The sequence below is a fragment of the Streptomyces sp. NPDC044061 genome (assembly GCF_056434305.1).
In genome coordinates this window covers 1-25,665 of record NZ_JBWKFL010000078.1, presented here as the reverse complement: position 1 = coordinate 25,665, position 25,665 = coordinate 1, and the positions used below count along the sequence as shown (strand labels likewise).

Below are 25,665 nucleotides of genomic sequence, written 5' to 3'. Positions count from 1 at the left end.
CCTAGAGACACGGACAATTCGGGTGTGAGGCGATGAAGTCGCAGGTCATGGCCCATTTTGTGTCTCTAGGTGAACTGACTTCTGTCGAACGCGGGACGAGGGCGTCTGCGGTGTGGCCGAGGCGGACGGTACGCATGTCGCCCACCCGGACATCCAGTTCGGAACGGGTTCGGCGCACGTAGTCGACCAGGCCAGGTTGCAGATCGACGCCGACGCAGTCGAAGTGCCGTGCCAGCTGCTCCAGGTCCCGGCCGGTGCCACAGCCGAAGTCCAGGAGGGTTCGGGCGTCCGGGCGGTGTCGGTCGATGAGCGCCCGGCAGATGATCGCGCTGTCGCTGTCGGCCTGCACGCTGTCCTACAGCCCGGGGTCCCGGTAGAAGAGGTTGGACGCTTCGAGGTGTGCTGCTTCCACGATGTCCAGGCTGCTCATACAAGGCTCCGGAGGCCGACTTCCAAGGCGAGTGTGTCGCACAGCAGGTCGGGCACCACGGCGGCGTGCTCAGCTTGGTCGCGGGCCCGAGTCAGGGCGTCGGGGTCAACGTAGCCGAGATCGACCAGGAGCGACTCGCGGAGCATGTCGTCGAGGAGCGGGAGTCCATAAGTCCGCAGACCCGCCTCCATGACCGCAAGGAAGTTCTCCGGTTCGGTCGGCGCCGCGACGGATTCCGGCAGGCCCGCCTGCCGAAGCCGGTCGCGGAACATCGCCTTGCCACGCTTGTGCTCATGCGGCAGCTGTTCCATGAAGCGGACCATCCGAGGGTGGACGAGGGGAGCGACCGGCCAGATACCGAGCTTCAGATAGGCCGGGTTGTGCAGGCCGAAGGCCATGAGCGTGGGCACCGGGAGCACGGGGATGGGCGCAACGTTCTCGCCCACCTGCTCCAGCGCCTCCGCGGCCTTCTCCCCCAGCCACGGCACCGGGGCAGTCGCGGGGAACACCGCATTCGTACGCGAGTGGTGGGCATTGACCTCGTCCCCACCGCCGCCTGAAAAGAGCACTTGGCAGCCGCGGGCTGCCACTTGCTGTCGTACGACGTCGAATGCCTCCTGGTAGAAGGCGCCGGCCGGATCGTGCGGCACCCTGCGCTCCCGCACTCCGCCCGGCACGAACGGCGGGTACCGCATGGCAGGCACAGCGGTGTCCCGCAGGCCCAAGTGATCCACCAGCGCGCGGCGCCGCGCCAGCTGAAGTCAGCCGATCCGCCCTCCCATGATCAAGCCGAAGCTGTGGACGGAGCCGAAGCCGGCTGCAGCTGTGGAGAGCGCCACGTTGCCTGAGTCCGCCCCACCGGACAGTGCAACCCCGACATGGCCCGCCGCGGAGCGCCACTCGGCCACGACCTCGGTCAGCAGCGCATCGAAAGCGCCCACGGGGTCGATTCCGGGGCGCAGGATTCGAGGTTCCAGCACGTGTTGGGCGGGCTCGGGATAGAGGATCATGAGGCCGGCGGCCGTGAAGGTGGCCGTCGCCCGCTCCGTAAGCCGGTACACCCCTTCGAAGAGAGTGTCGGTGCTGTAGCGGTGCTGTCTGCTCAAGGTGCGTGCCACGGCCCGTGGAGTGAGCCGGTCAGGTCGCAGGTGGGGCCGGAGGTCGGTCAAGTCCCAGGAGCCGTAGAGGACTTCTCCGACCGATACGAGGTACAGCGGCGCGGTCGCGAACACGCCGGCCGAGACCTGGATCTCTCCCGGGCGTACGAGCAGTGAGGTGTAGTCCGCTTCCCCTTCCTTGTCCTCCCGGACCAGCACGCATGCGCTTGGTCCCTGGCTCGGCTCAAGTGCTGCGTTCAGGACGGTCGCGTGTGCGGGTCTGATCCAGCTTTCGCCCAGCACCCAACGATCCGTGTCCCACCGCCAACCAGAGCTGTGGGTGTCCGACAGCCGCAGGCGAAATGAGAGCACACCGCACCCCCTTTCTCTCATGGGGCGGCGGAGCCGGGCACTTGGCCCTGCTCCGCCGCGCTCACGGGCAGATCAGCTGCAGTGGTCGCCGTTGTTGTCGCCGCCGCCCGGCATCTTGTCGAGCAGCGCCGCGTCCATGCTGGGGACGCCGGTGATCAGGTCGCCGGTGAACAGTTCGTCGATGTCCATGGCTTCTCCTCCTGCGGAGTGGGTGGACGAGCCCCGCGGAATGCGGAGCCCTTGGACCCGTCCCGGCCGCCGACAACCAGGCGGCCGGGACGGGGGCTCATCGGTGCAACTGCCACGGCAGCAGCAGGCCGTTCCCGTGGCGGGATCCCGCTCTGGCCGAAGGGGGGAGTTGTGAGCCCCGCCCCAGTGCGCGGAACTGGGTCTTCCTGGGGGCTCGTACGGCCAGAGCGGGAGTCGGTAGGTGCCCGTCGAGCGGGCTGGGAGAGGTCAATTGGAGGCGAAGTACCAGAAGGCCCAGGCGACCGGCGTCGTGGAGGCGATGATCAGGGCCGACAGCAGCCACTGCCGCCAGCCGTAGGGCTCACCCCGCTTGTTCCGCCACCGGCTCACCATCCCGGCGACACCGCCAACGCGATCGCGCTGCCGAGCGCGAGAACCGAGCCGACGTACATGACCTGGGCCGTGATCTGGTGCTTCACTGCTCACTCGGCTTCATCTCAGGCTGCCGGACAATGGGCGCGAGTCCCGGCTGACTGATGAACAGGCGCCGTGCTCGCTTCTGGTCGGGCAGGGTTGCTCCGGGCCGGCGCGCGGGCAGATCTGTGGGGGGTTCGCTAGCCATCGGGCTCGTCCCTCTTCTCGTGCGTTTCGCGGTAGAGGTCGGCGACTCGCCGGGTGAGCAGGCCGAGTTCGCGCATGTACTGGTAGGCGCCGAAGTGGGTGGATTCCGGCGTCGGCCTGCGCGTCAGGTCCAGGACCCGGTAGCCCTCCTGGAACAGCGCCTGTACGGCGGGGTCCTCCTCGAAGCCGAGGTCTTCGCCCATCAGCGCCCTCAGGTGACCGATCAGGTCCCGGGTCGTCACGTCGATCACCGCACGCTCCGGCATCACCAGCCCCACGGCGAGCGCCGTCTCCACGGCCCCGTCGACCCCGTCGAGGAGGATCGGGAACTGCGCCGAGTCGGACGGTGTCGTGGCACTCTGCCTGCCCATGACCGCACCTCTTCTCCGGTGTCCGCCGTTGTCGTTGCTGTCGACGTCCAGAAAACCGGCTCGCGTTGGCGCAGACCACGGCGTCCGCGAGGCACTCCTGGGACACTTCTGGGACAGACGGGCGCCGCCGGGATAGACGCAGGCCGAAGTGTGGAAAGGGGGCGGTATGGGGTTGGCGGAGCGACGCAGGGCGCAGGGCTACAGTCAGGAAGGGCTCGCGCACGCCCTCGGCGTGGATCGACGCACGGTCGGGCGCTGGGACACCGGCAAGACCACGCCACAGCCACAACTCCGGCCGAGACTGGCCGAATTACTGAATCTCGACCTTGATGAACTCGACGCCCTGGTGGGACCGCCACAAGCAGCCCGCCCGGAGTCGGCAGGGTTGCCGCCTCGCGACCACCACGGCTCAGGGGACCTCGACGACATGATCAGACGCCAGTTTCTGCGTGCCATAGCCGTCACCAGCGCCTTGGTGGCCCTGCCCGCCGACGAGAGCGAAGCACTGACGGAGGGCACACTTCGCGGGGCCGCCGACGACTTCCTGCGCATGAACGGCCACCTGTGGCAGGTCTACCAACTCGCCCGCGCCAAAAGCTCCGTGTACCCGATCGTCCGCGACCAGCTCACCACCCTCAATGACACCCTCGGCGGTGAGCAAGAGACGGAGACACGAGCCCTGTGCGGCGCGGCCGACGACCTCTTCCAGCTCGCGGGAGAGCTGGCCTTCGACGGCAATCGCTACACCGACGCCGCCGCCTCGTACACGCTTGCCGCCTCGGCCAGCAAGGAAGCCAAGTCGTACGACCTGTGGGCATGCGCTCTGGTCCGTCACGCCTACGTCGACCTGTACGAGGGCCGCTATGCCGACGCTGCCGATACCCTCTCAGCCGCGAAGCGGGTGGCCCGGCGCGGGGACAGCTCCCTGGCCACCCGCTACTGGGGTAGCCTCCGTCCAGGCGGAGGCTTACGCCGGCCTCGGGAACCTCTCCGCCTGCGAGCAGGCCCTCGATACGGCGGAGAAGGTGACGAACTTGAATGGCCCGGCCCACAATGGCGGCTGGCTGCGCTTCGACGGCTCCCGCCTCGCCGAGGAACGCGGCGCCCGCTACCTCCAGCTCGGCCGCCTGGACCTCGCCGAGAAGGCCCTCACGACCGCCCTCGGCCAGGACGCCCTCGCCTCCGGCCAGTCCTTTCGGCGCCGTGGTGCCGTCCTGACCGACCTCGCGTCCATCGGCGCCAAGCGACATGACCCGGACCAAGTCCTCGCCTACGGCTGCGAGGCACTGCGGCTCGCGCGGGAAACCTCCTCCGGCTATGTCGCCCGTAGACTCCAGAGGCTGCAGACGGACCTCGGCCCCTTCGCCCGCGTGGTCGAACTGGGTGCCGAGATCGACGCACTGTGCACGACGTGACGAGAGGGGAAGGCATGTCGCAGTCCGAGGGCGCACGACTGTTCCGCGAGGCTTGGATCACCGGGGTGCGCAAGCATTTCCCCGGCGAGCCCAAGCCCGGCTACGTGACCCCCTGGGTGGAAACCCCGGAGTGGGAGCGGCAGGCCGCCGGTGCCGTGCACGACCAGGTGCGCCAGTTCCTCGACCTCAGCGACGGCCGCGCCTCCCGCCTCACCCGCGAGCAGAAGAGCCGCTTCGTCGCCACCTGCTGGACCGCCCAGATGTACCGGCACTTCGAAGACCCCAAGCCCGGCTACGTCGCCGACTGGCTCGACCTGCCCGACTGGCAGAAGGAGACCGACGCCGACATCTTCGAGGCCATCGAGGACGCCTCGAAGTAGTCGGGCGCACCCGCAGGAGGCCACATCGTGACGCACGAGCTTCTAGCCATCCGGGAGCACGAACGCGTGACGTGGACCTACGTGCTGATCTCCCGTGTCAGCAACGCGGAAACGCGGACAGCGTGCGAGCGGGAAGCCGAAACACCTTGTGGACCTGGACGACCTGCACAGTCGACGCAGACGGGTAACCCCTCAGGGCCATCACTCTTCTTGCGGGATTCACCGAAGGCTGGCTGCCCGACGTCTCCCACACGCTCTACTGACCCTCGCCCGGCCTCAGGATCCTGGATCTGAAGGCGGGTGAGGCACACGCCCGGTCCACTCCGACTGCGGGTTCCTGGTCCTGCCGCTGATGGGTGGTTGCACCGCCACGGGTGCTGGCCGTTCTTTCAAACTCACCGGTAAGACAGACGTGTTCGCCTCCATCGTGACTTTGTGTACCTCCACCGCGGGTGGGAGGCCCTGAGCAGCAATGCGGAAGTAGGAGGTGCACGCTGCCCTTCGCCCGTGCCGAGCGGAACTCACTCTCCGCTCGGCACGGGCGAAGGGACGCGAGGTCACCCTGGCGAGGAGTCGGATCTGGAGGAGATCTACCCGGCACGGCCGGTCGGCATAGCCGACGCGACGGCGACCTTGCGATACACGAAAATCCTCACGTTTAGGCGATGAATACCGCCCCATGCCCATGGGCAAGCTCTGTAACGCGATTTTCATGCTCATTCCCATGATTCACCGAAGGCGGCGATGATAAAATCGCCGTTCCATTCCCGTACTGGTCAGGCCAGTTGTCCGACCCAGGAGCGTATAGGCGCCATGAGCCGTTTGAGTGAGTCCGTCGCCCGTGTCCTGCCCATCCTCGAGGGAACGGACCTGGCCGCGGACTATACGGTCGCGCAATTGCTCGCCGAGACGACAGCGCGGCGTTCATTGGACCTCTCCGACCTCTCCCCTCAGGAGCAGGCCCTGTTGGTGGAGGGACGCGCGATCAACCTGATCCCCTCGGCCGCGGTGCTCACCGAGAAGATCGAAGCCGCACACGCCAAGGGACGTCCACTGGTCGTCAAGTACGGCATCGACCCGACCTCGCCTGATGTCCACGTCGGCCATGCAGTGCCGATCATCATCGCCAGCCGGTTCCAGCGGATGGGCCATCACGTCGTCTTCATCATCGGCGACGTGACGGCGAAGATCGGGGACCCCTCGGGTCGTTCCTCGGAGCGACCGCCGCTCACCGACGGGGACATCGCCCGCAACCTGAGCACCTACCAACAGCAGGTCACACCGTTTATCGACTTCGAGCGCGCCGACCTGCGCTTCAACAGTGAGTGGCTGGGCAAGGTCACTCTGCCGGAACTCGTCAGCGTCCTTGCCCGGGTGCCGGTCTCCATGTCGCTGCAGCGCGAGGACTTCCGCACTCGGCTCGCCGAGGGACAGGGACTGTCCGTCGCCGAGTTCGTCTACTCCGTGGCCATGGCGTGGGACTCGGTGGCCATCGATGCCGATGTCGAACTCGGCGGCGTGGACCAGCTGTTGAACCTCCAGATGTGCCGCAAGGTCATGGAGATCTCGGACCGGACCCCCGAGGTCGTCATCACCACCCCGCTCATTGAGGGCACCGACGGCACCGGCGCCAAGATGAGCAAGAGCAAGGGCAACTACGTGGGCCTGACGGCGTCACCCGATGACGTCTACGGCCGGATCATGTCCATCCCGGACCACCTGACCGAGCCGTACCTCCAGTTGCTGACCGAGTGGACTGACGACGAGATCCGAGTCGTCACCAAGCGCCTGGCGGAGGGAACCGCCCACCCTATGGCGGTCAAGCGCATCTTGGCCGGCGAAGTGGTGGCCGCTCTGCACGGCCTGGAGTCCGCTGCCGCCGCTCGCGAAGAGTTCACTGCGCGTTTCTCCAAGCGCTCGTTCGGAGACGCCCAGAACCTACCGGTGGTCTCCCTCAAGGACCATGCCGAAGATACGCTCGGGGCTCTCATCAGCCGCACGCTGGACTTCGCCCCCAGCGTCTCCGCCGTGCGCCGTGTCGCTCAGCAGAATGGCCTCCGTCTGATCCGCGAATCGAAGGGAGAGCAGCAGCCCACGCCGATCCCGGAGGCTTCTGTTCAAAAGACCCTCGGCGAAGTGGTCAGGGGCGAGGGGCCACTCGATGGTGTCCAGCTGTACCTCAAGGTCGGTCGTAAGGTCGCCCGCATCGACGTCTGAAACCGGGTGCGGTGCCGCGTCACGTGCTGTACTGCTGGGACGCGGCCCGCAAACACCTCTCACCGCGTTGGTGGCCGAGCCCCGTTGGTTCCGTGTTCTGCCGCACTCGACCTGCCTCACGCCTGGTCGAGTGGGTCACCATGCTCATCGTCACCCGCGAGGGTGATGGCCGCAGCAACTCCCCCCGCACCAGCGTGCCCTGTTCGGCCTGGCGTACCTGCGCTGGCACGACGCCCTCGCCCAGCTCGCTGCCCTCGAGTGTCGTCAATCGCCCCGGCTGCCCGTTGAGCGGCCGTGTTGAAACCCAGGTGGTCACTCCGCAGAAGTTTCTTCGAGGCAGACCGCCAGCCGATCGTCTCGTTGCCTGAGTTGCGTCCGCTCGAAGTAGGCGCGCATGGCATCGTTGTGCTCGATGATCGCGGCGCGCTGTTCAGCGAAATGGAACTGCCGCAGATATTCCCTCAGGTTCAGCCGCATGATGACCGTTGCCGGGACCGCGGCGCCGTGTTGAGCTGGCATGACCCAGTAGTGCACACTAGCCGTTTCGTCGGGTTTCTCCTCGTAGTAGAGGTGAACTTGCCTGACTCCGAGGGCTGTCCGGAGCCCGGCGCGGACTTCGCGCAGGATGAGAAAAAGCCGCAGGTGCGTTCTCTCGTCCATTTCGTCCAGCGCCCGGTACTGATGGTGCAGGCCGACGATGTAGAACCCCGGCAACGCATATGAGGCATCCTGTCGTACGGTGATGCCGTTGTGGTCGTATATGGGTGACAGGCTCTCGTCGAGCAGATCACCGCACTCGTTCATGAAGCGATTTCGCGGCATCCCCTTCGGCACCAGGTAGCAACGGAGCTGTCGATCGCCTCCGAGGAATTCAAGGTAGCGGTAGCCCTTCGGTGGCGCAGGGATTTCTTGACGCTCGAAGACGTCTACATACTGTATCGGGGATTTTTCCACATTTCCTCGATCTCGGTCGAAGTGCCTTACTCGGTCAATACAGTCCGGCAACGAGTGGAACGACGAAAGGTAAGTAGTTCGGCCACCAGTAGCGCAAGTAGTTGATACCCATGACGGCGTGGATCCCCAGATGCATGGCAATCGTGGCAAGCATGAGGGCGGCCGCGGTGACGTCCGACGCCAGCGCCAGCGGAAAGAGCAGTTCGACCGCGAGGGCGTAACTGCTCATCAGGGAACACAGCGTGCGGTGTTGTGCAACCCACCAGGTGAGTCGGGCCTCGCGCCAGAGATAGTTGTCAAGGAGGTAGGCGCGGAGCGGTTCGCCGGTCGCCCAGCGCAGTCCGGTGTTTCTTAGCTTCGCAAGGCCAGCAGCGAAATACGTACAGGCGAGCAACACTTGCGTCGCGATGACCGGCCACTGAGGGGTCGAAACCGTCCAGGGTGCGTCAAGGCCGGGCGTCACGAGAAACGTACCGAGGTACAGAGGCGTGAGATTGGTCTTCTTCAGGATTCCGGACCGGTCCAGAATCTGGCCGAAGTGGAGAACGTACAGGACGATCGCAGATGCCAGCATCCACCGGGTCTGCCAACCGGTAGCCGCCAGGAGCAGCGCTCCTGGGAACAGCACGCCGGTGACGTCGAAGGCGACCGTGGACAGTCTGGGGATGCGAAGCAGTCCGAGAAACGGCATCGGTCGACCCGGATCGCTCCGGAACAGCCTTGACCTCACGGGGAGACCCACCGTCAGCGCAACTGCCGAACCCGCGGCGTATGCCGCTGTGAGAACGCGTACCGAGTTCATGCAGTGTCGGCTTTCGGACGGCTCACCAGCACCGAGTACGCCAACCGATCATCGATCGTGAGGTCGCTGTGGCTGCTGGCGACCCGCCGTTCCAGCACCTGAATTTTCCGGTAGCGGTCAGTGGGCAGGAGAATGCCGAACACGTCCGGCACCACGAGGCGTTCGATCAACTCGCGTGCGCGCACACCGAACTCCTCAGCGTCTGCCGACGTTTGCACCAAGCCGCCGAACAAGATGGAGAATGCCTGCTTGTCCTTGTTGAGCCGCGGTTGCCACCACACCGCGGCGCCGTCGACGAGCACGAGTCTGACCCGGTAGGTGGCCACGGTCGACACTCGCCAGTCGTGGGAGTACATCTCATAGGCGGAGAACGGCCACGCCTCGACCCGGAGCAGGATGGCCGCGACCTGGAGCGCCACCAGTACCCCTGCCACCACCGGGCCGATGGCTGTCACCACCCTTGCGGCTCATGATGGCAAGCGATGCCGGGCACACCGGATGTCCGGCTACGGCACGATCCGTGCGACCAGCGCGCACCGCCGGGCCGACCAACGCGCCACGCCGTACCGCGCGAGCTGTTTCCGACTGCGCGACGCGCCTCTGTCGCACTGAACGCAGGCGCAGACGACGACTTGGCGATGGGGATCAAAGCCATTGACTTCCTCCTCCAACTGGAGTGCCGGGCTGTGGGGGCCAGGTTCGAGCGAGAAGAGCCATCCCAGCGTGAAGCGCATGGCCAACCTCCATGGAAACCGACCTCCGTGGGTACCGAGCCGGCGCCTGAACGCCGACTCGGTACCCCTCTGTCCGCTGCCTCAGCTGTCGACCAGCGTGAGGAGGTGGCCGAGATCGGACTTCTTCGTCCGGAGATAGTCACGGGTCAGTTCGGTCGGCTCCACCTCGATCGGCACCCGCTCCGTGATCTCGTATCCGCTCAGGGACAGTGCGGAGACCTTGGCAGGGTTGTTCGTGATGGCGCGCAGTCGCTTGGTCGTGTCCAAGTGAGCGAGTATGGGTGCCACATCGTCATAGGTGCGCCGGTCCGCGGGCAGGCCGCGTCCGGTGTACGCCGTCACCGTGCTCGCGCCGTGGTTCATCTCCACCATGCCGTTGACCTTCTCGCGCATACCGTGCCCGCGCGCCTCCTCGTCCAAGTACAAGAAGAGGCCACGTCCCTCCTCGGCGATACTGGCCACCGCCTTCGCCACCTGGTCCCTGCACTCGCAGATGATCGCGCCCAGAGCGGTTCCCGTAGTGCACGCGGACTGGACCCTCGTGAGCAAGGGCTCGTCGGATGTCAGGTCGCCCTGCCACAGAGCCAGATGAGTTCGGTCGGGGGCCATCTCGAATGCCACCAGACTGAAGTTCCCGTACAGGGAACGGAAAAGTGCGGTCTCGGATACATTCACAGAAATATTCTCCCGTCAGTAGTTTGTTTTCGCGCTCAGGTCAGGCTCGTCTCGACCGGCAGATTCTGCTCCGCCCATCCGAGTTTGGACTCCGAGGATTGCTTCGCCGTACCCATTCCGTACTTCAGTCCGACGGCATCGAATCCGAGGGTCGACAGTATGGGAAGCAGCTGGCTGGCCGTGTGGCCGACCCAGCAGCACACGACGATTTTCTTGTTACGGGGCAGGCGGGCGAGATTTTCGGGCTCCAGGATGTCTTGCAGCCAAATGTTGACCGCACCGGGGATGTGTCCCGCCGCATAAGCTTCCGGTGTCCGGTTGTCCAGTATGAAGAATTTTTCCTTGTCCTCGCGGATCGCTCCGGCAAGTTCCTGAGGGAGTATGTAGTTCAGCTGCGACGGCATAGAGGCGAGATAGTCACGGAATGCTCGGGTGAGTGTGTCGATATCTGCCAACGTGACCCTCCATGATCAGTTCGTTGTCAAGATTCTGATGTGGTCGGCAGTCCGGTCCTGCGCTCTTCCAGAACCGCGATTTCCCAGTCCTTGAAGCCCGCTTGTACACACACCTCGCGATTGAAGGGGAGTCTGGGAGAGCCGTTCACCGTCGTACCGAATCCGGATCTGTGCCTAAGGGCGGCTTCCTCGATTTCCAGAACTCGTTCGTCGCTGCCCGCGAGGCGGTGCACCCATTTGTTGCCGAGGCGGACGTGTGTGATCTCGTCGACCGCGATGTAGTCGAACATCTGGGCCGCCAGCGGTTCGCCGTAGTCCCGGAACCGTCCGGCGTTCAGGATTGTCCCGTCCACTCCGAGCCACTCGCCGGTCCTTTGATGGACCGCGAGCCGCAGCTCCAACGGCAGCCCGTCGGTCAGATCCCAGACCTGCCGGTCGATGGGTTCCATACCGGGATGCCCGCCGAGCTGGATCATTCGTTCGTAGAGCAGCCGCGCGTGACGGGATTCGTCCCACGATTGGCGTCCCATGTCGAGAACGAACTCCCAGGGCATGCCGGGAAAGTCGGCTATCGCTCGTCCGCAGGTCTCGATCGTGGGAATCTCGGTGGCCATCAGTACGCCGTGCAGATGGGCCGGGATGCTCTCGCTGCTGGTGAGAGGTACTGGCGGGGCCTCGGAGAGTATCCGGAACCGGGAATCCCGTCGGGCTTCGGTCGGACGGATGTGCCGAAAACCCGATGCTGCGACGGCCTTGGCCCGATCCCACTCCACGGCTGTAGCGGTCCGTGTCGGAAAGTCGGGGAAGATCATCCGTAGCCGCCCCATGACCTCACCGGCGTCATGGATCTGCGATTCGAGGTCACCAGCCGCCTCCAGTAGCAAACGGACCGTCGGTTCGTCGGCCACTGGATGAGTCTCGCCCGCATGCCGCCGCATCTGTTCCGCGATGCGGCTCTTGACCACGAAGTAGAGCCCGTACAGCCGCAGCAGGGTCGCGTCCGTCCGGGAGACCGCCGCGATATCTGGGGGGCATTGCGGCGGACTCGTCGGATCGACCTGAGGCGAGGGGTCGTGCGCCAGTTCCCCGATACGGGACCGCAGAGCGGACACCGTGCGAGCGTCTCGGTGCAGGTGGTCCCCGACCAGGATCTTTGCCTCGGTCTCCGGGATGTCACAGGTCCAGGATGCGAGGAGGAGTACGCAGTAGTTGAGCGCGACCGCGAGCTCGTCGAGTCCTCGTACCGTCTCGTCGACGGGAATACCGAGTCTGGGATTGATGCCGGTCATCGTGAGACTCCAGGGCAGAATTCAGTAGAGCCCTCGTGGTCGAACTGGCGAGCCGAGGCGGCCTTCAGGAAGCGGGCGAGCTGGACCGAGGGTCGGCCTTGATCGTGAGTGGCGATGAACAAGATCGGTGAGGTCCTGGTGTACGCCAGTAGGTGGGTGGCGAATATGACGTCGGCCGGATCCGCCCACTGAATGTCCTCGAGCACCACCAACACCGGGGCGCCGGTGGCGCTTTGGGCGAGATGCCCGAGAACCCCGGAGACGGCGCGAAACCGGGCGACGACCTCTCGCGGAAGGATCGACAGGCCGGTCCGCTCAGTCACCGGCGCGTACGGAGTGCTTGCCAGGGTGTCCGCCCCCTCGCCCGCAGCGCTGCCCAACGCGCGCGACACGAGGTCGAAGGGGCGGTGCGCCGGCCGGGCGCTCGCCTGGAACACGGCTCGGCCTTCGCTGCGGAAGGATGCGGCGAGTCGGGCGAGCGCAGCCGCACAGTCGCGGTGGAGGACGGCGTCCAGGAGGACGACACCGCCATTTCCGGCTTCGAGCCGGCGAAGAGCGATCCGCAGCCGCCCATGCGCGTCATCGGGCCAGGAGTCGAGTGGGTGAGCGGTCCGATGCATCACAGACGCTCCACTTGCCGATTCAGCGGGACGGACAGGACCGTCAGCTCGGCCTCGACGTCGTGGGCCGCGGTCTCTATCGCCGTTCTGAGAGCGTCGGGCAATTTCGCGCGCGGCCGTACGGACGTGAAAGGCAAGGTCCCCGACGGGTCTTTGGAATAGACGTTCGCGACCGAGGCCGCGGCCGCCAGCCCCTCGGGCGGCGCAGCGATGCCCATGTGGTCCAGCACTCGTGCGACGACCTTGCCGAAGTCGTGCCGGATGGCCTCGTAGGGGATGACGAGAGCGCCCGCTCTGGCCAGCTCGATGCCCTTCGCTGCAGTGGCCAGCCACGCCGCCATCGCCGTTCTCATGGGCAGCGAGAGCCCCTGCGCCGCGGCCGACGCGGTGGATGCCTGTTCCGCTTCGAGGACGGACGACGGCAGAAACGGCTCCACGCCCGTCGCCCAGCCGGCCGGGGACTCCAGCATGGATTCCATGACCTCGGCGCAGGGGCGCCAGACGAAGACACGCGGGCAACGCTCTGCTACGGCTTGCCAGAAATCGCTGACGAGAACGTTCCAACTGGTCAGCTTGAGGACCAGATCGGTCTGCTGCGGCGTGGTCGGCGCGAGCGCGTGGGAGAAGAGCGAGCGGGCGCGGTCGGTCAGCTCATCGACACCCGGGCGGGTGGCGGCGATGGACAGCGAGGACAGGAAGAGCGGTTCCTTGAGAATCATGATCGATTCCATGGCCGACAGCGCGTTGGACAGCAGGGTGGAACCGCATCTGCCGGTATGGAAGATCATGCCGCGCAAGGGCAGGCTCGGGCCCTTGAGCACGGACTTCAGCTCCCGTCGATCGCCTGCCAGCTCCACCACGCGCGGGAGCGTCCCCAGCCTGGCGATGACCGATTGCACGAAGAAGGGTTCCGTGAAGCGTGCGCCATCCATGTCGATGTATCCCGCGCTGTCACTGTCCGGCTGGTAGTCGCACAGGAGCATTCGCTTGCCGTCTGTGAGACTCATCGCTGTGCTCCTTTCGCCGGCTTCTGATTTGCGATCAGCGCTTCGATCGACCGTCTCAGACGGGGAAGTGTGGTGAACTCGATCGCGAACAGACCTGCCGCGCGCGCCGAGAGGACGTTTGCGTACTGGTCGTCGATGAGGACCAGCTCATACGGCCGGAACTTGGGCAGTTGGTCCAGCACCCTGTGGAAGAACACGGGTGAACGCTTCGCGTGTCCGATGGCGTGGGAGACGAACGCGCCGTCGAAGTGGTCGGCCAGCCCCAGCTCGCGCAGCATGAAGTCGGCCCGGAAGGGTTCCTGCATGGTCGCGAGATAGCAGCCCAGTCCCGCACCGCGATAGGAGCCGATCAGCGCGAGCATTTCCTGGTCGACGTCGCTCTCGGCGGCGAACCATTGCCGCAGATAGTCATCGACACTCGACGTCCATCCCCAGCCTGGCAGCACCGCGGCCAGTTCCGTGCGCAGGTCGGCGACGCCGCGCTGGCAGTCGGCGAAGACCGTTTCGAAGAAGGGGGCCGTCACCGCGGGGTCGATGCCGTGTTCCCGTTCGAGAACCGCCTTGAACGACTGGCCTGTGATGAGGACGCCGTCGATGTCGCACAGAATCGCCTTGATCACGAAGCTCGCCCCCCGAACTCGTTGCGCGTCGCGTCGGCCCTTGAGAGCCACCCTTCGAGGTGGCCGCGGTTGGTCCTGACCCAGTCGTGGCCGCGCCGATTGCGCCGGGCGGCTTCACCGGTCCACTCCGCCGAGTAGCCGGGGTGACCGTCGGCAGCTCCGCGTCGCATCCGCGCATACGAGTCGTCGGCGTTCAGCAGGACGGTCTCGACCAGGGCGGCCCGCTCGCTTTCCGTCAGGCCGTACACGTCCGCGAACAGCCGCAGACGCTCTCCCTGACGTCCTCTGAGTGCGGCCAGCCCGTCGGGGACGTCCTCGGGCGCGAGGAGCGGCACCCAGTGCCGGACCGTGCGCACGACATCCCAGAGTGCGGTGACGAGCCCCACCTCTTCGAAGTCGATGAGCGCAACGGCCCGTCCGCCGCGGCACACCACGTTCGCCATCGAGACGTCCAAGTGGCCGACGAGGGCTCCACGCTGGCCTACGGGAGGCTGGCTCGGCCAGCGGATACCGGCCGGGGGCCGATAGTCCGCCACAGCCCGGTGGTAGCCCCTGAGCAGGATCGCCACGCTGGCCAGAAGCGAGTCGTCGGCCACCCAGTGCTGGTAGGGCGGCAGCGCCACCTGGCCTTCGACATAGGTGAGCACCCACCGCCCCTTCGCGTCCTGTCCCAGTACGCGGGGAGCCCCTGCAAAGCCGACGGATTCGAGGTGCCGCAGCACCGAGAGCATGGCCTCCGAGGCCCGGCCGGGTTCGCGCCGCACGGTGTCATCGATCCGGACTGTGCCGCCACCGGCCCCCGGCCCGAGGAGAAGCACCTCTTCCGTGCCGGCATCGGCCGCGTCCTGGCTACGAGCGCGCATAACGCCGACCGTTGTGCTGCCGCTGATGCCAGTAGGGGTAGGGCAGCGGTGTTTCGCTGGCCGCGTCCAGGGCCGCGATCTCCTCCTCCGTCAGCGACCAGGTGAGCGCGCCGAAGTTGTCCTCGGCCTGCTCCAGACTCCTGGCCCCGACGAGTACGGAGGTGACGGCCGGCTTGGCCAGCAGGTAGTTGAGTGCCACCTGTGCTGGGGTGGCCGAGTGCGCCTTGGCGATGTCCTCCGCCACCGCGAGGACCGTGGCTCCGGTGTTCGGGTCGATCGTGCCGGGGTCACCCACGGCCGCTCGACGACCCGGCACGGTGCTGTCGTGGCCGGGCGGGTACTTGCCGCTCAGATAGCCGCCCGCCAAGGGGCTCCACACCAAGAAGCCGACATCCTGGTCCGCGCACAGCGGAATTAGTTCATGCTCGGCCTCGCGGGCCACCAGGCTGTAGTTCGCCTGGAGGACGACGAACCGGCTGAACCCCTGGCGCTCGGAGACGGACAGCGCCTTCATCAGATGCCAGGCCGACAGATTCGAGCAGCCGATATAGCGGACCTTCCCCTGCCGGACCAGGTCCGTGAGCGCGTCGAGCGATTCCTCCCAGGAGGTGTACGCGTCGTAGCCGTGCAGTTGGTAGAGGTCGATGTGGTCCACGCCGAGTCTGCGCAGCGAGGCGTCGCAGCTCTCGAGGATGTGGTGGCGCGACTGACCGAGGTCGTTGGCCTCGTCGCTCATCCGCCCGTGCACCTTGGTGGCGATGAGGGCGTTGTCACGACGGCCTCGCAATGCCCGCCCCAGCATCTGCTCGGACACGCCGCGGGAGTAGACATCGGCGGTGTCGAAGAGATTCACGCCGTGGTCCAACGCGGCGTGGACGATCGCGGTGGCCTCCTTCTGGTCGGTGCCCCCTACTCCTTCAAAGAAGGCGCTTCCGCTGCCCCCGAAGGTCATGGTGCCCAGCGAGAGGGCTGACACCCGAAGCCCGGTACGGCCGAGAAAGTTGTACTGCATGGATTCGCTCCTCCGTCTCAGTCGAGACTTCTTCGGCGTATCGCCGGTCAGAAGCTCGTGATCACGGAACGGATGCCGACACCGCTGCTCATGTGCCGGAAGCCTTCGTTGATGTCGTCCAGGCCGAAACGGTGGGTGATCATCCCTGCCAGCTCCAGTGCGCCGGTGCGCCAGTAGTCGATGAAGCGGCCGACGTCGGAGCCGAAGTCCGCAGATCCGTGGTAACTGCCGGTCAGACGCTTTTCGTTGTAGTAGATCTCGGAGGCGCTGAGGCAGAGCTTCTCCGACTCTGCCGCCTGGCCGATCACACACGCCGTGCCGCCCCGTCGTGCTGAGTCGTAGGCCGCACGCATGGCGACCGCGTTTCCGGCGGCCTCGAAGGCGTAGTCGAAACCGTCGCCGGTCAACTCGGCGGTGACGGCTTGGAGTTCTTGCGGTGCGCAGGTGTGTGTGGCCCCGAACTCCAGCGCCTGAGCCCTCCTGGACTCGACAGGATCGACGCCGAGGATGACCTCGGCGCCAGCCAGCCGCGCGCCTTGGATCGCGGCGATACCGACTCCACCGAGCCCGATCACCACGGCGCTGCTGCCGCTGGGCACCTTCACCGTGTTGAGTACGGCGCCGAGTCCGGACGTCACACCGCATCCGAGGAGGGCCGCCACATCGAACGGCACGTCATCGGGGATGACGATGGCGCTCTCCTTGCGGATCGTCACCATGCCGCAAAAGGTTCCGATGGCCCCCATCGCGGCCAACGGCTTTCCACCGGACCGGAAATGTGGCTTGCCCGCCACCTCGAAGAAGAGTTTGTCGCACAGGTGCGGCGCCTTGCGTACCGCGCAGTTGCGGCATTCTCCGCACGGTACGGAGACCGCGATCACCACGTGGTCGCCGGGCTGGACATGGGTGACGTTGTCGCCGGTCGCGTCGACCACTCCGGCGCCTTCGTGTCCCATCACCGCCGGGACCGGGATCCAGAGACTGCCGTTGATGGCCGACAGGTCGGAGTGGCAGATGCCGGATGCGGCGATCCGCACCCGTACCTCGTCCGGGCCCAGATCGACCAGTTCGACGTCGTCGCGCACTTCGAGGAGGCTGTCGCCCGCTCTGTTGAGTACTGCCGCCTTCATCGACCCGCTTTCTCGATCATCTCGGTGATGCCGTCGACATTCCAAACACCCGTCCAGAATTCCGGCGTACCGGGAGTGACGAGTTCGATGAGATGGGGCTTCCGGCTCGCGAAGGCGTCCTCGATCCGCTGCTTCAGCGACCGCGCGGCCTCGTGCGCCGGTTCATCGCCCGGCAAGCCCTTCGGCCATCGGACCGTCGACGCCTCAAGGCCGAACGAGCGTGCTGTGGCTGCGTAGTCGAGAGGGTCCACGTTGCCCAGGAAGTCAGCCGTCGCGGCGCCGAGTCCTTCGGATGACAGCTGCTTGCGCAGCGAGACGCTCCCACCGTTGTTGCAGACGATCACGAGGATCGGGACGGCTCGTTCGCCGGCGACCGCCAGGGCCTGGACCGCGTTGGTGAATCCCTGGTCGCCAAGGCAGCAGATCACCGTCGACGACTGATGGGCGGCGGCCATGCCGATGGAGGTGGCGAGTCCGCTGCCCACGAAGCCGCCATGGCTTCCGTACACGCGGGTTCCGGCCGGGAGGAGGTCGTAGTTCTTGGCGACGAGCCCCCCGAACATCTGGCTGTCGTCGACCAGGACGGGCGCCACCGCCGTGGCGAGTCCGGCGCTGAGGGACGCCACCAGTTCACGACCGCTGTCGGAGGTGCCCCGGCCAGGTGGTTCAGCGGGCCACGGCGACCGGTGCCACGGGGTTCTCGGAGTCTGCAGGGCCGCGAGGGCGTCGAGGGTCTTCACCACGTTTCCGGTGACGACCAGACCGTCCGGTCCCAGATATCCGTTCTTCGCCGCCGCGGCCGGGCTGCTCGTCAACGCGATCTTCCGAGAGCTGCCCAATTGGCCCACCACGCGGGGATACATGTTGCGGTCCTCCACGGTGATCACGAGGTCTGCCTCGTCGATCAGGGCGCGGTGCCGCCGGTCGGTCGGAAGGTAGGTGCCGAGATGGTCGGGGACCTTCTCGGGTCTGATCTGCTGGAAGAGCATCGGGCCTCGTTGGTACGCCACTTGAAGGACCGGCGCGCCGATGATCGCGGCGAAGTTGCCGAGTACCTCCTCGACGCCGGGGCCAGCGTTGAACACGTAGTCGTCCACAAGGATGAGCGGCCGTTCGGCACGCGCTATCGCCGAACTCGCCTCGCTGAGGTCCGGCCCGGTCCGGACGGCGGCGCGGACCGGCGCGGCGGCCACATCGGCGCGGGGCACGAAGCGGGCTGCCAGAACATCCTGCGGAACCCCGAGCAGCACAGGGCCGGCGGGCCTTTCGTCCAGTGCGGCGAGAGCGGCGCTGACCGTGTCGAGGAAGTCGGGCGCCGCGGGCACCGTCGCCGCTGAGCAGTCGTAGAAAGCACTCGCGAACACTCCGGCCGCGGGGATGAGGCCAAACTCGGCATGCGGGGGGAGGAAGGGAGCGGAAGGAGTGGAAGCCATGCCCACGACGCACAGGACGGGCACCTCGCTGCGTCGTACGTCGGCAATGGCTCCGAGGGCGTTGGTGAGACCCCGTGCGCCGTGCAGGACGGCCGCACTCCGGTCGGGGCTGAACCGGTTCCCCCCGCCGGCCATGAATACGGCTTCCTTGTCGCCCCTGGAATTGACCAACGTCATCCCGTCGGTGAAGGCAACGGCATCACAGAGCGCGAGTTCCGAGGTTCCCGGGTATGCGAACACGGCCTGAATGCCACGACGTCGCATGAGTGCCGCAATGACCTCGGCACCTGTCATCAGGTCCGGCTCCGGCGACGTCGTGGCATCCGGAGAACTCGAGTGCGTTCGTTCATCCTCACTTGCAGGCGGCACGAGTCCGGGGTCTCCTCTCACGTGCATGGGGATTTCGGTGTCGAGGCGTGCGGCGTCTAGGCTCCGGACGGCCGAGGTCGGCTGCAAGTGCAAATGGGAACCGAATTGGAGTGGCCGTGGTAGGCATCGGATTCCATTCGCGCACCGAAAGCCGCTAGGCGATCAGCTGGTCACGTGCCCGACATCCAGCCGGTCGTGGCGACCCTTCCCTCGGATTGCACCCGTCCGTCCAGGCAGGCGATGGCGGCAGCCAGGATGTCCGCATGGTCTTCCGGGTTCTGAATGTTTCCGGCGACCGCTCTGCGAGGGCCCGGGTTCATCGAAGGTGGTTCCACCCATTCGAGGTGGGACCACGCCAGCCCGTGCGAGTCGACGACCAACCGTGAAGGCAATACTTCGCGTGCCGCCTTGGCCGTGACGAGTTCCGGTCCCAGCCCGTCGTCTCTGGGTCCCGAGAAATTCGCGTCGATCTCCTCGAAATGACCCGGATCAAGCGCGAACCGATCTCTGTTCCGGAAGGAAAGAGGCCCGGACGGGCGGTATTCGAAGAGTTGCCACTCGGCCACGTTGAAGGGGGCGAGTGCTGCCTCGATTTTTTCGAGTCCATCGACGTTTCGACGATGGACGACAGTGTTGACCCCGATCGGCGTGTCGAACCGGCTCAAGAGTCGCAGGATTTCGAGGGTTTCCGCGAACAGATGAGGTCTACCTTCTCGGAAGTAGGCGACCGATTCCTCCGACCAGCCGTCGAGCGGGATCCCGATCCATTTCAGCTGGGGCACGATTTGCGCGGGATCGGTCCACTCGACCTGACCTGCCCCGAAGAAGCGAAGCTCTCTCGATCCGAGGAACGACGACCCCACCGTGTCCAGCTTGACGGGTATGCCGAGGTCAGCGATCTCCGAGACGAGTGTGACGATGTCGGGGCGGGAGAGCGGGTCTCCACCGCACAGGGTGACGCCGGACACAACCGATTGGCGCTGGCAGTACTGGAGGAAGGTCAGGATCGATTCGACGCTGACCAGTTGCCGCTCGTCGCTGAAGTGGTTGTAGCATCCGCGGCATCTGACAAAGCAGCTCCGAGCCACCGCCAGATTGAGCCGGATCATGCCGTGACAGGGATGGCCGGCCATCGGTCGATACCGACCCATGAATTCAGCATGCCTCCCCAGAAGACTGCCGATTCACGCGCCCACTTTGCCAGTTCCTGCCCTTCGGGCGACCCTTCCTCGTACTCCTCCAACATGGCAAGGCCGTCAGCCGAGTGGAATTCGTCGGCCTCCGTGTGAAGGTGCCAGTACTCGTCGGCGAGATCCAACCGTTCGAGGACCGGATAGACCTGGTTGAAGAAATCGAAGGACGCCGCTTCGACGGCGACATTCAACGCGACGATGTGCTCAGAGGGAGTGCCGGTCACGGCGGCCTTGTAGGCGTGCGACAGGCAGGCCACCGTGGCGTTGGTCGCTACCGGCGCTAGAGCATCCTCTCCAGCGGGGACGAGGTCGTTACGGTGCAGCCATTCTGTGAGCATGACGGAGTGACCGACTTCCTCCTCGACGTGTTGAGTCAGGAAATCACTGTACTTTGGGTCCTTGTTCAGGTCCCGTCGCAGTGCGAGTACGCCCGGGAACTCAGTCGAGTGATGCAGCAGCTGGCGGGCCCAGTAGAAATCTACTGTCGAGGTCGCTGAGGAAACAACCTCATAGAAGGGTTCGTTGAGAAGAATTCGCCGGTGGGATGCCACCAACGATTCGAGCCATCGCAGACCGTCGGGGATCTCATGAGACCCGGAGGTGTTGAGCTGCTTTACGGATGTGGCTGTCATATTCGCCATCCCCCATCAGCTGTTGATGTGCCATCAGCTTGCAGCAGCATCTTTGCAGGCGTCAAGGCTGCAATATGAACGGTGTGTGACAGCGCGACAGGCTTACGCTATGGGTCAGTATGGTGTGCCGATGGCAGACACCTTCACTGCGCCCGTTCCGAGAAGCGTCCGCGGTCCAGCTCAATTCCTGGCGTGGCTGGTGACCAGCCAGTTCTGCAGAATCGCGGCAGGGGCGACGCTGGGCAGTCTGTGGATGGTGAGCAACGCCGTATGGCCATACGTGCTTTCCCGCGCCGTCGACGACGGCCTCAGAACGCAGGACACCGGCGCGCTCATCAGATGGGCAGCGGTACTGCTGGGTATCGGCATATTGAACGCGGTGCTCGCAATAGCCCGACATCGGACAATGACGAGAATCCGGATGGACGCGACCTTCCGCACGGTGCGCGCGATCGTGAGGCATACGACGCATCTGGGTGGGGCGCTGCCTCGCCGGGTGGCGGCCGGAGAGATCGTCACGATCGGCATGACCGACGTGCAGACCATCGCACAGGCCCTCACCGTCACCGGTCCCGGAGTCGGCGCGGTTGTCGCGTACCTCGTCGTGGCCGGCCGGCTGCTGTCCATCTCACCGCTGATCGCCGCTTTCGTACTGGCCGGCGTGCCGATGATCGCCGTCACGGTCGGCCCGCTCCTACGTCGGCTGCAGCGTTTCGACACCGGTTACCGCGACCAGCAGGGAGCGCTGACCGCCCGGCTCGTCGACGTGATCACCGGGATGCGCACTCTCAACGGCCTTGGCGGCAAGGGCGTATACGCCGACCGGTACCACCGCGAATCGCTGGCGCTTCGCGAGAGCGGCTATCGGGTAGGCACGGTGACCAGTTGGATCGGCGCGCTGGGCACCGGACTGCCAGCACTCTTTCTGGCGCTGGTCACATGGCTAGCGGCGAGGATGGCAGCCCAGGGCTCGATCTCCACCGGCGATCTTGTGGCAGTGTACGGCTATGTAGCCGTGCTCGTGATCCCGGTCTCCTTCTTCATTGAAGGCGGCAGCGACATCTCCCGCGCAACGGTCGCCGCACGGCGGGTGACCCGATTCCTGAGCCTCGCACCCGATCACGGCGAAACCGATACGGCATCAAGGACCAAGACAGCGCTGCAAGCGCCGTTGTCTCAGGCCGACCTGCACGATCCCGTGTCGGGTATCACCGTGCAGCACGGCCATCTGACCGCGCTGGTCAGCGCACGACCCGCTGACAGCGTGTTAATCATGGAACGTCTCAGCCGGTTCGTCCCGTCAGACGCCACCTGGGACGGCGTCCGGCTGGACAGGATCTCGCTCAGCCAACTGCGTGACCGGATCCTGGTCGCGGACAACGGAGCCGACCTCTTTGCCGGCAGCCTCCGAGAAGTCGTCGCCGGCCGCCACGACCCGGACGACGATGCCATCCGAGAGGCACTGCACACCGCTGTGGCCACCGACATCGTGGACGCACTACCCGAGGGACTCGACTCGGTGATCGCCGCGCAGGGCCTCAACATCTCCGGCGGCCAACGCCAACGCCTCCGGCTGGCTCGCGCCCTGTATGCCGCCCCCGACGTTCTGCTCGCAGTCGAACCGACGGCCGCCGTCGACGCGCATACCGAAGCGGCCATGTCCTCCAGATTGCGGAGCGCTCGGCACGGCAGGACAACGGCGGTCGCCACCACATCGCCCCTCGTCCTGGACCACGCCGACGTGGTGATCCATGTCGTCGACGGCCGAGCAGCGGCAACCGGCACGCACCGCGACCTGATGCGTACGGAACCCGACTACCGGGCGCTGCTGTCCCGAGGCGCCGACGAGGAGGCACCTCGATGACCGCGCCGCTCCCCATAGCCCAGGCGGCTGCGGTCCGTCGCGCGGCCGTCCGCGAGGTTGGCACGGACAAACGGGCGTTCACCGCGGTCGTCCTGCTCGACGGACTCGCCGCGGCTGCCGGCCTGGTCGGCCCGCACCTGTTGGGCAACATCGTGGACACCATCAAGGACGCTTCCGGACCGGCCGCGGTCGCCAGCGTGGACCGGCTGGCACTGGTCATCGTCGCGTTCACGCTCGTTCAGATCCTGCTGTCGCGCTTCGCCCTGTATGCCGGAACGCGCTTCGGTGAACGCACCGCAGCACGTATCCGCGAACGGTTCCTCGACCGCACGCTCGCCCTGCCCGCCTCCATCGTGGAAGAGACGGACACCGGTGACCTGGTTGCGCGCGGCACCATCGACGTCACCGCGGTGGCGACGACGCTGCGCAAAGCTGTACCTGACGTGTGCATCGCGATCGTGCAGGCCCTGTTCATCATCGGTGCGGTGCTGTGCCTCAACCCGCTTCTCGGCCTCTGCGGCATCGGTGGCCTCAGTGTCATGGCGACTGCGCTGCGCTGGTACCTGCGGCGAGCACGCACGGCCTATCTTGCCGAGGGCGAGGCGAACTCGGTCCTTGCCGAAGTACTCACCGCCACGGCGCACGGCGCACGGACCGTGGAGGCACTGGGGCTGCAGCAACGCCGCATGGAGACAACCGAAGCCGCTGTCGGGGCGGCCCGGCAGGCACGGCTGCGCACACTGTGGCTGCGTACCGTGCTTTTCCCGGTCGTCAACATCTCGTACACGCTGCCGCTGGTCGGCGTACTACTCGTCGGCGGTGTCCTCTACGACCGCGATGTGGTCACGCTCGGCACCGTCGTCGCCTCCTTCATGTACCTGCGCCAACTGATCGGGCCGCTGGACAGCATCCTCCTGTGGGCGGAGCAGTTGCAGAGCAGCAGCGCCTCGTACGCTCGTGTCGAAGGTCTTGCTGCCACGCCGCCGGCCGAAGCGCCGAACTCGGCCGAGCCCGCGGACGACCGAATCGAAGTCATCGACGTCGGCTACGCGTACCGTCAGGGCCACGAAGTGCTGCACAGCGTCAGCCTCGATGTGCGGCCGGGCGAGCGACTGGCCGTCGTCGGTCCTTCCGGTGCCGGCAAATCCACGCTCGGCAGGCTACTGGCCGGGGTTGACAGGCCGGATCGTGGCACGATCACCGTCGGTGGGGTGCGGATAGCTGACCTGGCGCCGGAACGTCTGCGCCGCCGGATCGTCCTGGTGACTCAGGAGCACCACGTCTTCCGCGACACCCTGCGAAACAATTTGCGCATCGCGAAACCTGACGCCACCGACGCGATGCTTCATGCCGCGCTATCGGCCGTCGAGGCACACTGGATCGACGACCTGCCCGGCGGCTTCGACACGGATGTCAGCAGTGACGGGCATCGACTGGACGGCGCCCAGGCGCAGCAGCTCGCCCTTGCCCGCGTCCTGCTCGCCGACCCGCACACCCTGATACTCGACGAAGCAACGGCCCTCCTGGACCCGACCACCGCGCGCAACGCCGAGCGCGCTCTGGCCGCAGTTCTGCGGGGCCGTACGGTCATCGCGATCGCCCATAGACTGCAGACCGCACACGATGCGGATCGCGTCGCCGTCATGGATGCAGGCACGATCACAGAACTCGGTACTCATGACGATCTCGTGGCGAAGAGCGGAGCGTACGCGGCGCTGTGGCACTCGTGGCACGGAGGCTGACGTCGCCGGACGCAGCCATATCCGGTCCCTTCCTCCGGCTCAACGCGGCACTCACGGGCCCGAATTGCTGTCCGGGCTCAAGTAGGCTCACCGCATGCCCATAGTCATCGGCCCGGATGATGGCACCTACCTGCCGGGGGCCTTCGAGGTGGTGATCAAGGTCCGCTCGGAGGACACGAACGGCGTGCTGGCCGCGATCGAGCAGACCATCCCTCCGAGGAGGCTGATCTCCCCCCACACCCACGAGAACGACGTGTGGGTCCATGTGCTGTCGGGAGAAGTCGGCATCCTGGTGGGAGACACGGTCGAGACGGCCGGCCAGGGAAGCTGGGCCTTGAAGCCGCGCAACGTGGTACACGCGATGTGGAATGCCGGGATGACTCCGGCGCGGATCATGGAAGTGCTCACTCCCGCGGGGAGCGAACGGTGGTTCGAGGAACTGTCTTCTCTGCAACGCGGAGACCGCGACGGCTTCGAGGCCGCGTGCCGACGGCACGGCATCCGCTTCCTTCCCGACTCTCCCTGGACAGAGGGGCTCAGGGGCCGGTTCGGGCTGGAGTAGAACGGACCAGCCCCGGGCAGTGCGATCCGGACTGGCAGGCCCGCGCTACCACAGCGCCCGGCCTATCTGCCGCGCCGTGTGCTCCAGCAATGGCGTCCGTCTGACTGGCACTCGCCACATGTCATGGCGCTTCGTCAGCCTCTGGGACAGCCACTTCGTGCCCCGACTCGATGGCGTGCCCATAGCGTGCCCTTCAGACCGGACAACCACGGTCAACACCGGTGCGACTCAGCTCCCTCAACCGCAGCGGCAGACCACATACGAGCAGGTCAGAAGTACTCCGGCCGTCCAAGCGCCGTCGCTTCACAACTGATGGTCTGACGACTCCGCCCAGGCCGGCCGGTCGCGCCACCGTGATGCGACCGGCCGCCCCCCAACTCGCTGGCGACGCGGTGGCCCAATCTCCGCCCCTACCCCCGCACGGTCCCGGTCAGCGACCTGATGCGGGTTCGGATTCCCCGCTGCCCCGCAGGCTCTGCCGCCAACCAGGACTGTCCTTGCGCCGCTTCTGAGGTTGTCTCGTCAGGGTGAGGGTCGGGGGTTGATGATCAGGCCGGTCTCGGCGATGAAGCCGTCGAGGAGGCCGGGTCGGTACTGCATCCTCTTCAGTCGGGTCC

The 25,665-nt window shown here is 66.1% G+C and carries 25 protein-coding genes and 2 pseudogenes; 7 read left to right on the top strand and 20 right to left on the bottom strand.

Annotation, left to right across the window (positions count from 1 at the left end):
• Position 1 precedes the first annotated feature (1 nt).
• From AC07CM_RS47585 to AC07CM_RS47565, 5 genes are all read right to left on the bottom strand, one after another.
• A complete protein-coding gene (locus tag AC07CM_RS47585) occupies positions 2-349 on the bottom strand; it encodes a class I SAM-dependent methyltransferase (protein ID WP_478882824.1) in 348 nt (115 codons plus the stop codon).
• A 77-nt stretch (positions 350-426) separates the two neighbouring features.
• Positions 427-1,125 carry a hypothetical protein gene (locus AC07CM_RS47580; RefSeq protein WP_478882823.1) on the bottom strand — a complete coding sequence of 233 codons (699 nt, stop codon included), beginning with the start codon at positions 1,123-1,125 and terminating at the stop codon, positions 427-429.
• Positions 1,126-1,191: 66 nt separating this feature from the next.
• A complete protein-coding gene (locus tag AC07CM_RS47575; RefSeq protein WP_478882822.1) occupies positions 1,192-1,746 on the bottom strand; it encodes a hypothetical protein in 555 nt (184 codons plus the stop codon).
• Between the two features lie 609 nt (positions 1,747-2,355).
• Positions 2,356-2,481, bottom strand: coding sequence for a hypothetical protein (locus AC07CM_RS47570; protein ID WP_478882821.1), 126 nt, complete (start codon positions 2,479-2,481; stop codon positions 2,356-2,358).
• Between the two features lie 221 nt (positions 2,482-2,702).
• On the bottom strand, positions 2,703-3,080 hold the full coding sequence (locus tag AC07CM_RS47565; protein WP_478882820.1) for a hypothetical protein: 378 nt from the start codon (positions 3,078-3,080) through the stop codon (positions 2,703-2,705).
• Positions 3,081-3,246: 166 nt separating this feature from the next.
• Between AC07CM_RS47565 and AC07CM_RS47560 the strand changes: the two are divergent.
• The 4 genes and pseudogenes from AC07CM_RS47560 to AC07CM_RS47545 all read left to right on the top strand — a co-directional run.
• Positions 3,247-4,495, top strand: a pseudogene (locus AC07CM_RS47560) (helix-turn-helix transcriptional regulator).
• Between the two features lie 14 nt (positions 4,496-4,509).
• Positions 4,510-4,875, top strand: coding sequence for a hypothetical protein (locus AC07CM_RS47555; RefSeq protein WP_478882819.1), 366 nt, complete (start codon positions 4,510-4,512; stop codon positions 4,873-4,875).
• 813 nt (positions 4,876-5,688) lie between these two features.
• Entirely contained in the window at positions 5,689-7,092 is a 1,404-nt protein-coding gene (tyrS, locus tag AC07CM_RS47550) for a tyrosine--tRNA ligase (RefSeq protein ID WP_478882825.1), read from the top strand.
• 84 nt (positions 7,093-7,176) lie between these two features.
• A pseudogene (locus tag AC07CM_RS47545) lies at positions 7,177-7,342 on the top strand (IS5/IS1182 family transposase); the annotation flags it as partial.
• Positions 7,343-7,404: 62 nt separating this feature from the next.
• On the opposite strand, the gene AC07CM_RS47540 reads toward AC07CM_RS47545, so the two are convergent.
• From AC07CM_RS47540 to AC07CM_RS47470, 15 genes are all read right to left on the bottom strand, one after another.
• Positions 7,405-8,046 carry a hypothetical protein gene (locus AC07CM_RS47540; protein WP_478882818.1) on the bottom strand — a complete coding sequence of 214 codons (642 nt, stop codon included), beginning with the start codon at positions 8,044-8,046 and terminating at the stop codon, positions 7,405-7,407.
• A 34-nt stretch (positions 8,047-8,080) separates the two neighbouring features.
• Entirely contained in the window at positions 8,081-8,737 is a 657-nt protein-coding gene (locus tag AC07CM_RS47535; protein ID WP_478882817.1) for a hypothetical protein, read from the bottom strand.
• Between the two features lie 107 nt (positions 8,738-8,844).
• Positions 8,845-9,303 (bottom strand): hypothetical protein, encoded by a 459-nt coding sequence (locus AC07CM_RS47530; RefSeq protein WP_478882816.1) that lies wholly within the window; start codon positions 9,301-9,303, stop codon positions 8,845-8,847.
• A 360-nt stretch (positions 9,304-9,663) separates the two neighbouring features.
• Positions 9,664-10,257, bottom strand: a complete 594-nt coding sequence (locus tag AC07CM_RS47525; protein WP_478882815.1) for a GTP cyclohydrolase II — start codon at positions 10,255-10,257, stop codon at positions 9,664-9,666.
• A gap of 35 nt (positions 10,258-10,292) precedes the next feature.
• The gene (locus tag AC07CM_RS47520) at positions 10,293-10,712 is read right to left on the bottom strand and encodes a rhodanese-like domain-containing protein (protein ID WP_478882814.1); all 420 of its coding nucleotides are present in this window, start codon (positions 10,710-10,712) and stop codon (positions 10,293-10,295) included.
• A gap of 26 nt (positions 10,713-10,738) precedes the next feature.
• Complete coding sequence (locus AC07CM_RS47515; protein WP_478882813.1) at positions 10,739-12,001, bottom strand: DUF455 family protein; 1,263 nt, start codon at positions 11,999-12,001, stop codon at positions 10,739-10,741.
• Positions 11,998-12,438: a hypothetical protein gene (locus AC07CM_RS47510; protein ID WP_478882812.1), complete on the bottom strand. Its 441-nt coding sequence runs from the start codon at positions 12,436-12,438 to the stop codon at positions 11,998-12,000. Before AC07CM_RS47510 ends, AC07CM_RS47515 begins: the two co-directional genes overlap by 4 nt.
• Positions 12,439-12,620: 182 nt before the next feature.
• Positions 12,621-13,628, bottom strand: a complete 1,008-nt coding sequence (locus AC07CM_RS47505; protein ID WP_478882811.1) for a hypothetical protein — start codon at positions 13,626-13,628, stop codon at positions 12,621-12,623.
• Complete coding sequence (locus AC07CM_RS47500; protein ID WP_478882810.1) at positions 13,625-14,248, bottom strand: HAD-IA family hydrolase; 624 nt, start codon at positions 14,246-14,248, stop codon at positions 13,625-13,627. Before AC07CM_RS47500 ends, AC07CM_RS47505 begins: the two co-directional genes overlap by 4 nt.
• Positions 14,245-15,111 carry a phosphotransferase gene (locus AC07CM_RS47495; protein ID WP_478882809.1) on the bottom strand — a complete coding sequence of 289 codons (867 nt, stop codon included), beginning with the start codon at positions 15,109-15,111 and terminating at the stop codon, positions 14,245-14,247. The genes AC07CM_RS47500 and AC07CM_RS47495 overlap by 4 nt, the downstream gene beginning before the upstream one ends.
• Positions 15,098-16,123 carry an aldo/keto reductase gene (locus AC07CM_RS47490; protein ID WP_478882808.1) on the bottom strand — a complete coding sequence of 342 codons (1,026 nt, stop codon included), beginning with the start codon at positions 16,121-16,123 and terminating at the stop codon, positions 15,098-15,100. The genes AC07CM_RS47495 and AC07CM_RS47490 overlap by 14 nt, the downstream gene beginning before the upstream one ends.
• Before the next feature lie 47 nt (positions 16,124-16,170).
• The gene (locus AC07CM_RS47485) at positions 16,171-17,253 is read right to left on the bottom strand and encodes a zinc-binding dehydrogenase (protein ID WP_478882807.1); all 1,083 of its coding nucleotides are present in this window, start codon (positions 17,251-17,253) and stop codon (positions 16,171-16,173) included.
• Entirely contained in the window at positions 17,250-18,980 is a 1,731-nt protein-coding gene (locus tag AC07CM_RS47480) for a thiamine pyrophosphate-binding protein (RefSeq protein WP_478882806.1), read from the bottom strand. The genes AC07CM_RS47485 and AC07CM_RS47480 overlap by 4 nt, the downstream gene beginning before the upstream one ends.
• A gap of 245 nt (positions 18,981-19,225) precedes the next feature.
• Complete coding sequence (locus AC07CM_RS47475) at positions 19,226-20,188, bottom strand: radical SAM protein (RefSeq protein WP_478882805.1); 963 nt, start codon at positions 20,186-20,188, stop codon at positions 19,226-19,228.
• The gene (locus tag AC07CM_RS47470) at positions 20,161-20,880 is read right to left on the bottom strand and encodes an iron-containing redox enzyme family protein (protein ID WP_478882804.1); all 720 of its coding nucleotides are present in this window, start codon (positions 20,878-20,880) and stop codon (positions 20,161-20,163) included. The genes AC07CM_RS47475 and AC07CM_RS47470 overlap by 28 nt, the downstream gene beginning before the upstream one ends.
• Positions 20,881-21,010: 130 nt before the next feature.
• Between AC07CM_RS47470 and AC07CM_RS47465 the strand changes: the two genes are divergently transcribed.
• The 3 genes from AC07CM_RS47465 to AC07CM_RS47455 all read left to right on the top strand — a co-directional run bounded on the left by AC07CM_RS47465 (position 21,011) and on the right by AC07CM_RS47455 (position 25,048).
• Positions 21,011-22,744: an ABC transporter ATP-binding protein gene (locus AC07CM_RS47465; protein ID WP_478882803.1), complete on the top strand. Its 1,734-nt coding sequence runs from the start codon at positions 21,011-21,013 to the stop codon at positions 22,742-22,744.
• A complete protein-coding gene (locus tag AC07CM_RS47460; RefSeq protein WP_478882802.1) occupies positions 22,741-24,486 on the top strand; it encodes an ABC transporter ATP-binding protein in 1,746 nt (581 codons plus the stop codon). Before AC07CM_RS47465 ends, AC07CM_RS47460 begins: the two co-directional genes overlap by 4 nt.
• A 94-nt stretch (positions 24,487-24,580) precedes the next feature.
• A complete protein-coding gene (locus AC07CM_RS47455) occupies positions 24,581-25,048 on the top strand; it encodes a cupin domain-containing protein (RefSeq protein ID WP_478882801.1) in 468 nt (155 codons plus the stop codon).
• The last annotated feature ends 617 nt before the right edge of the window (positions 25,049-25,665 follow it).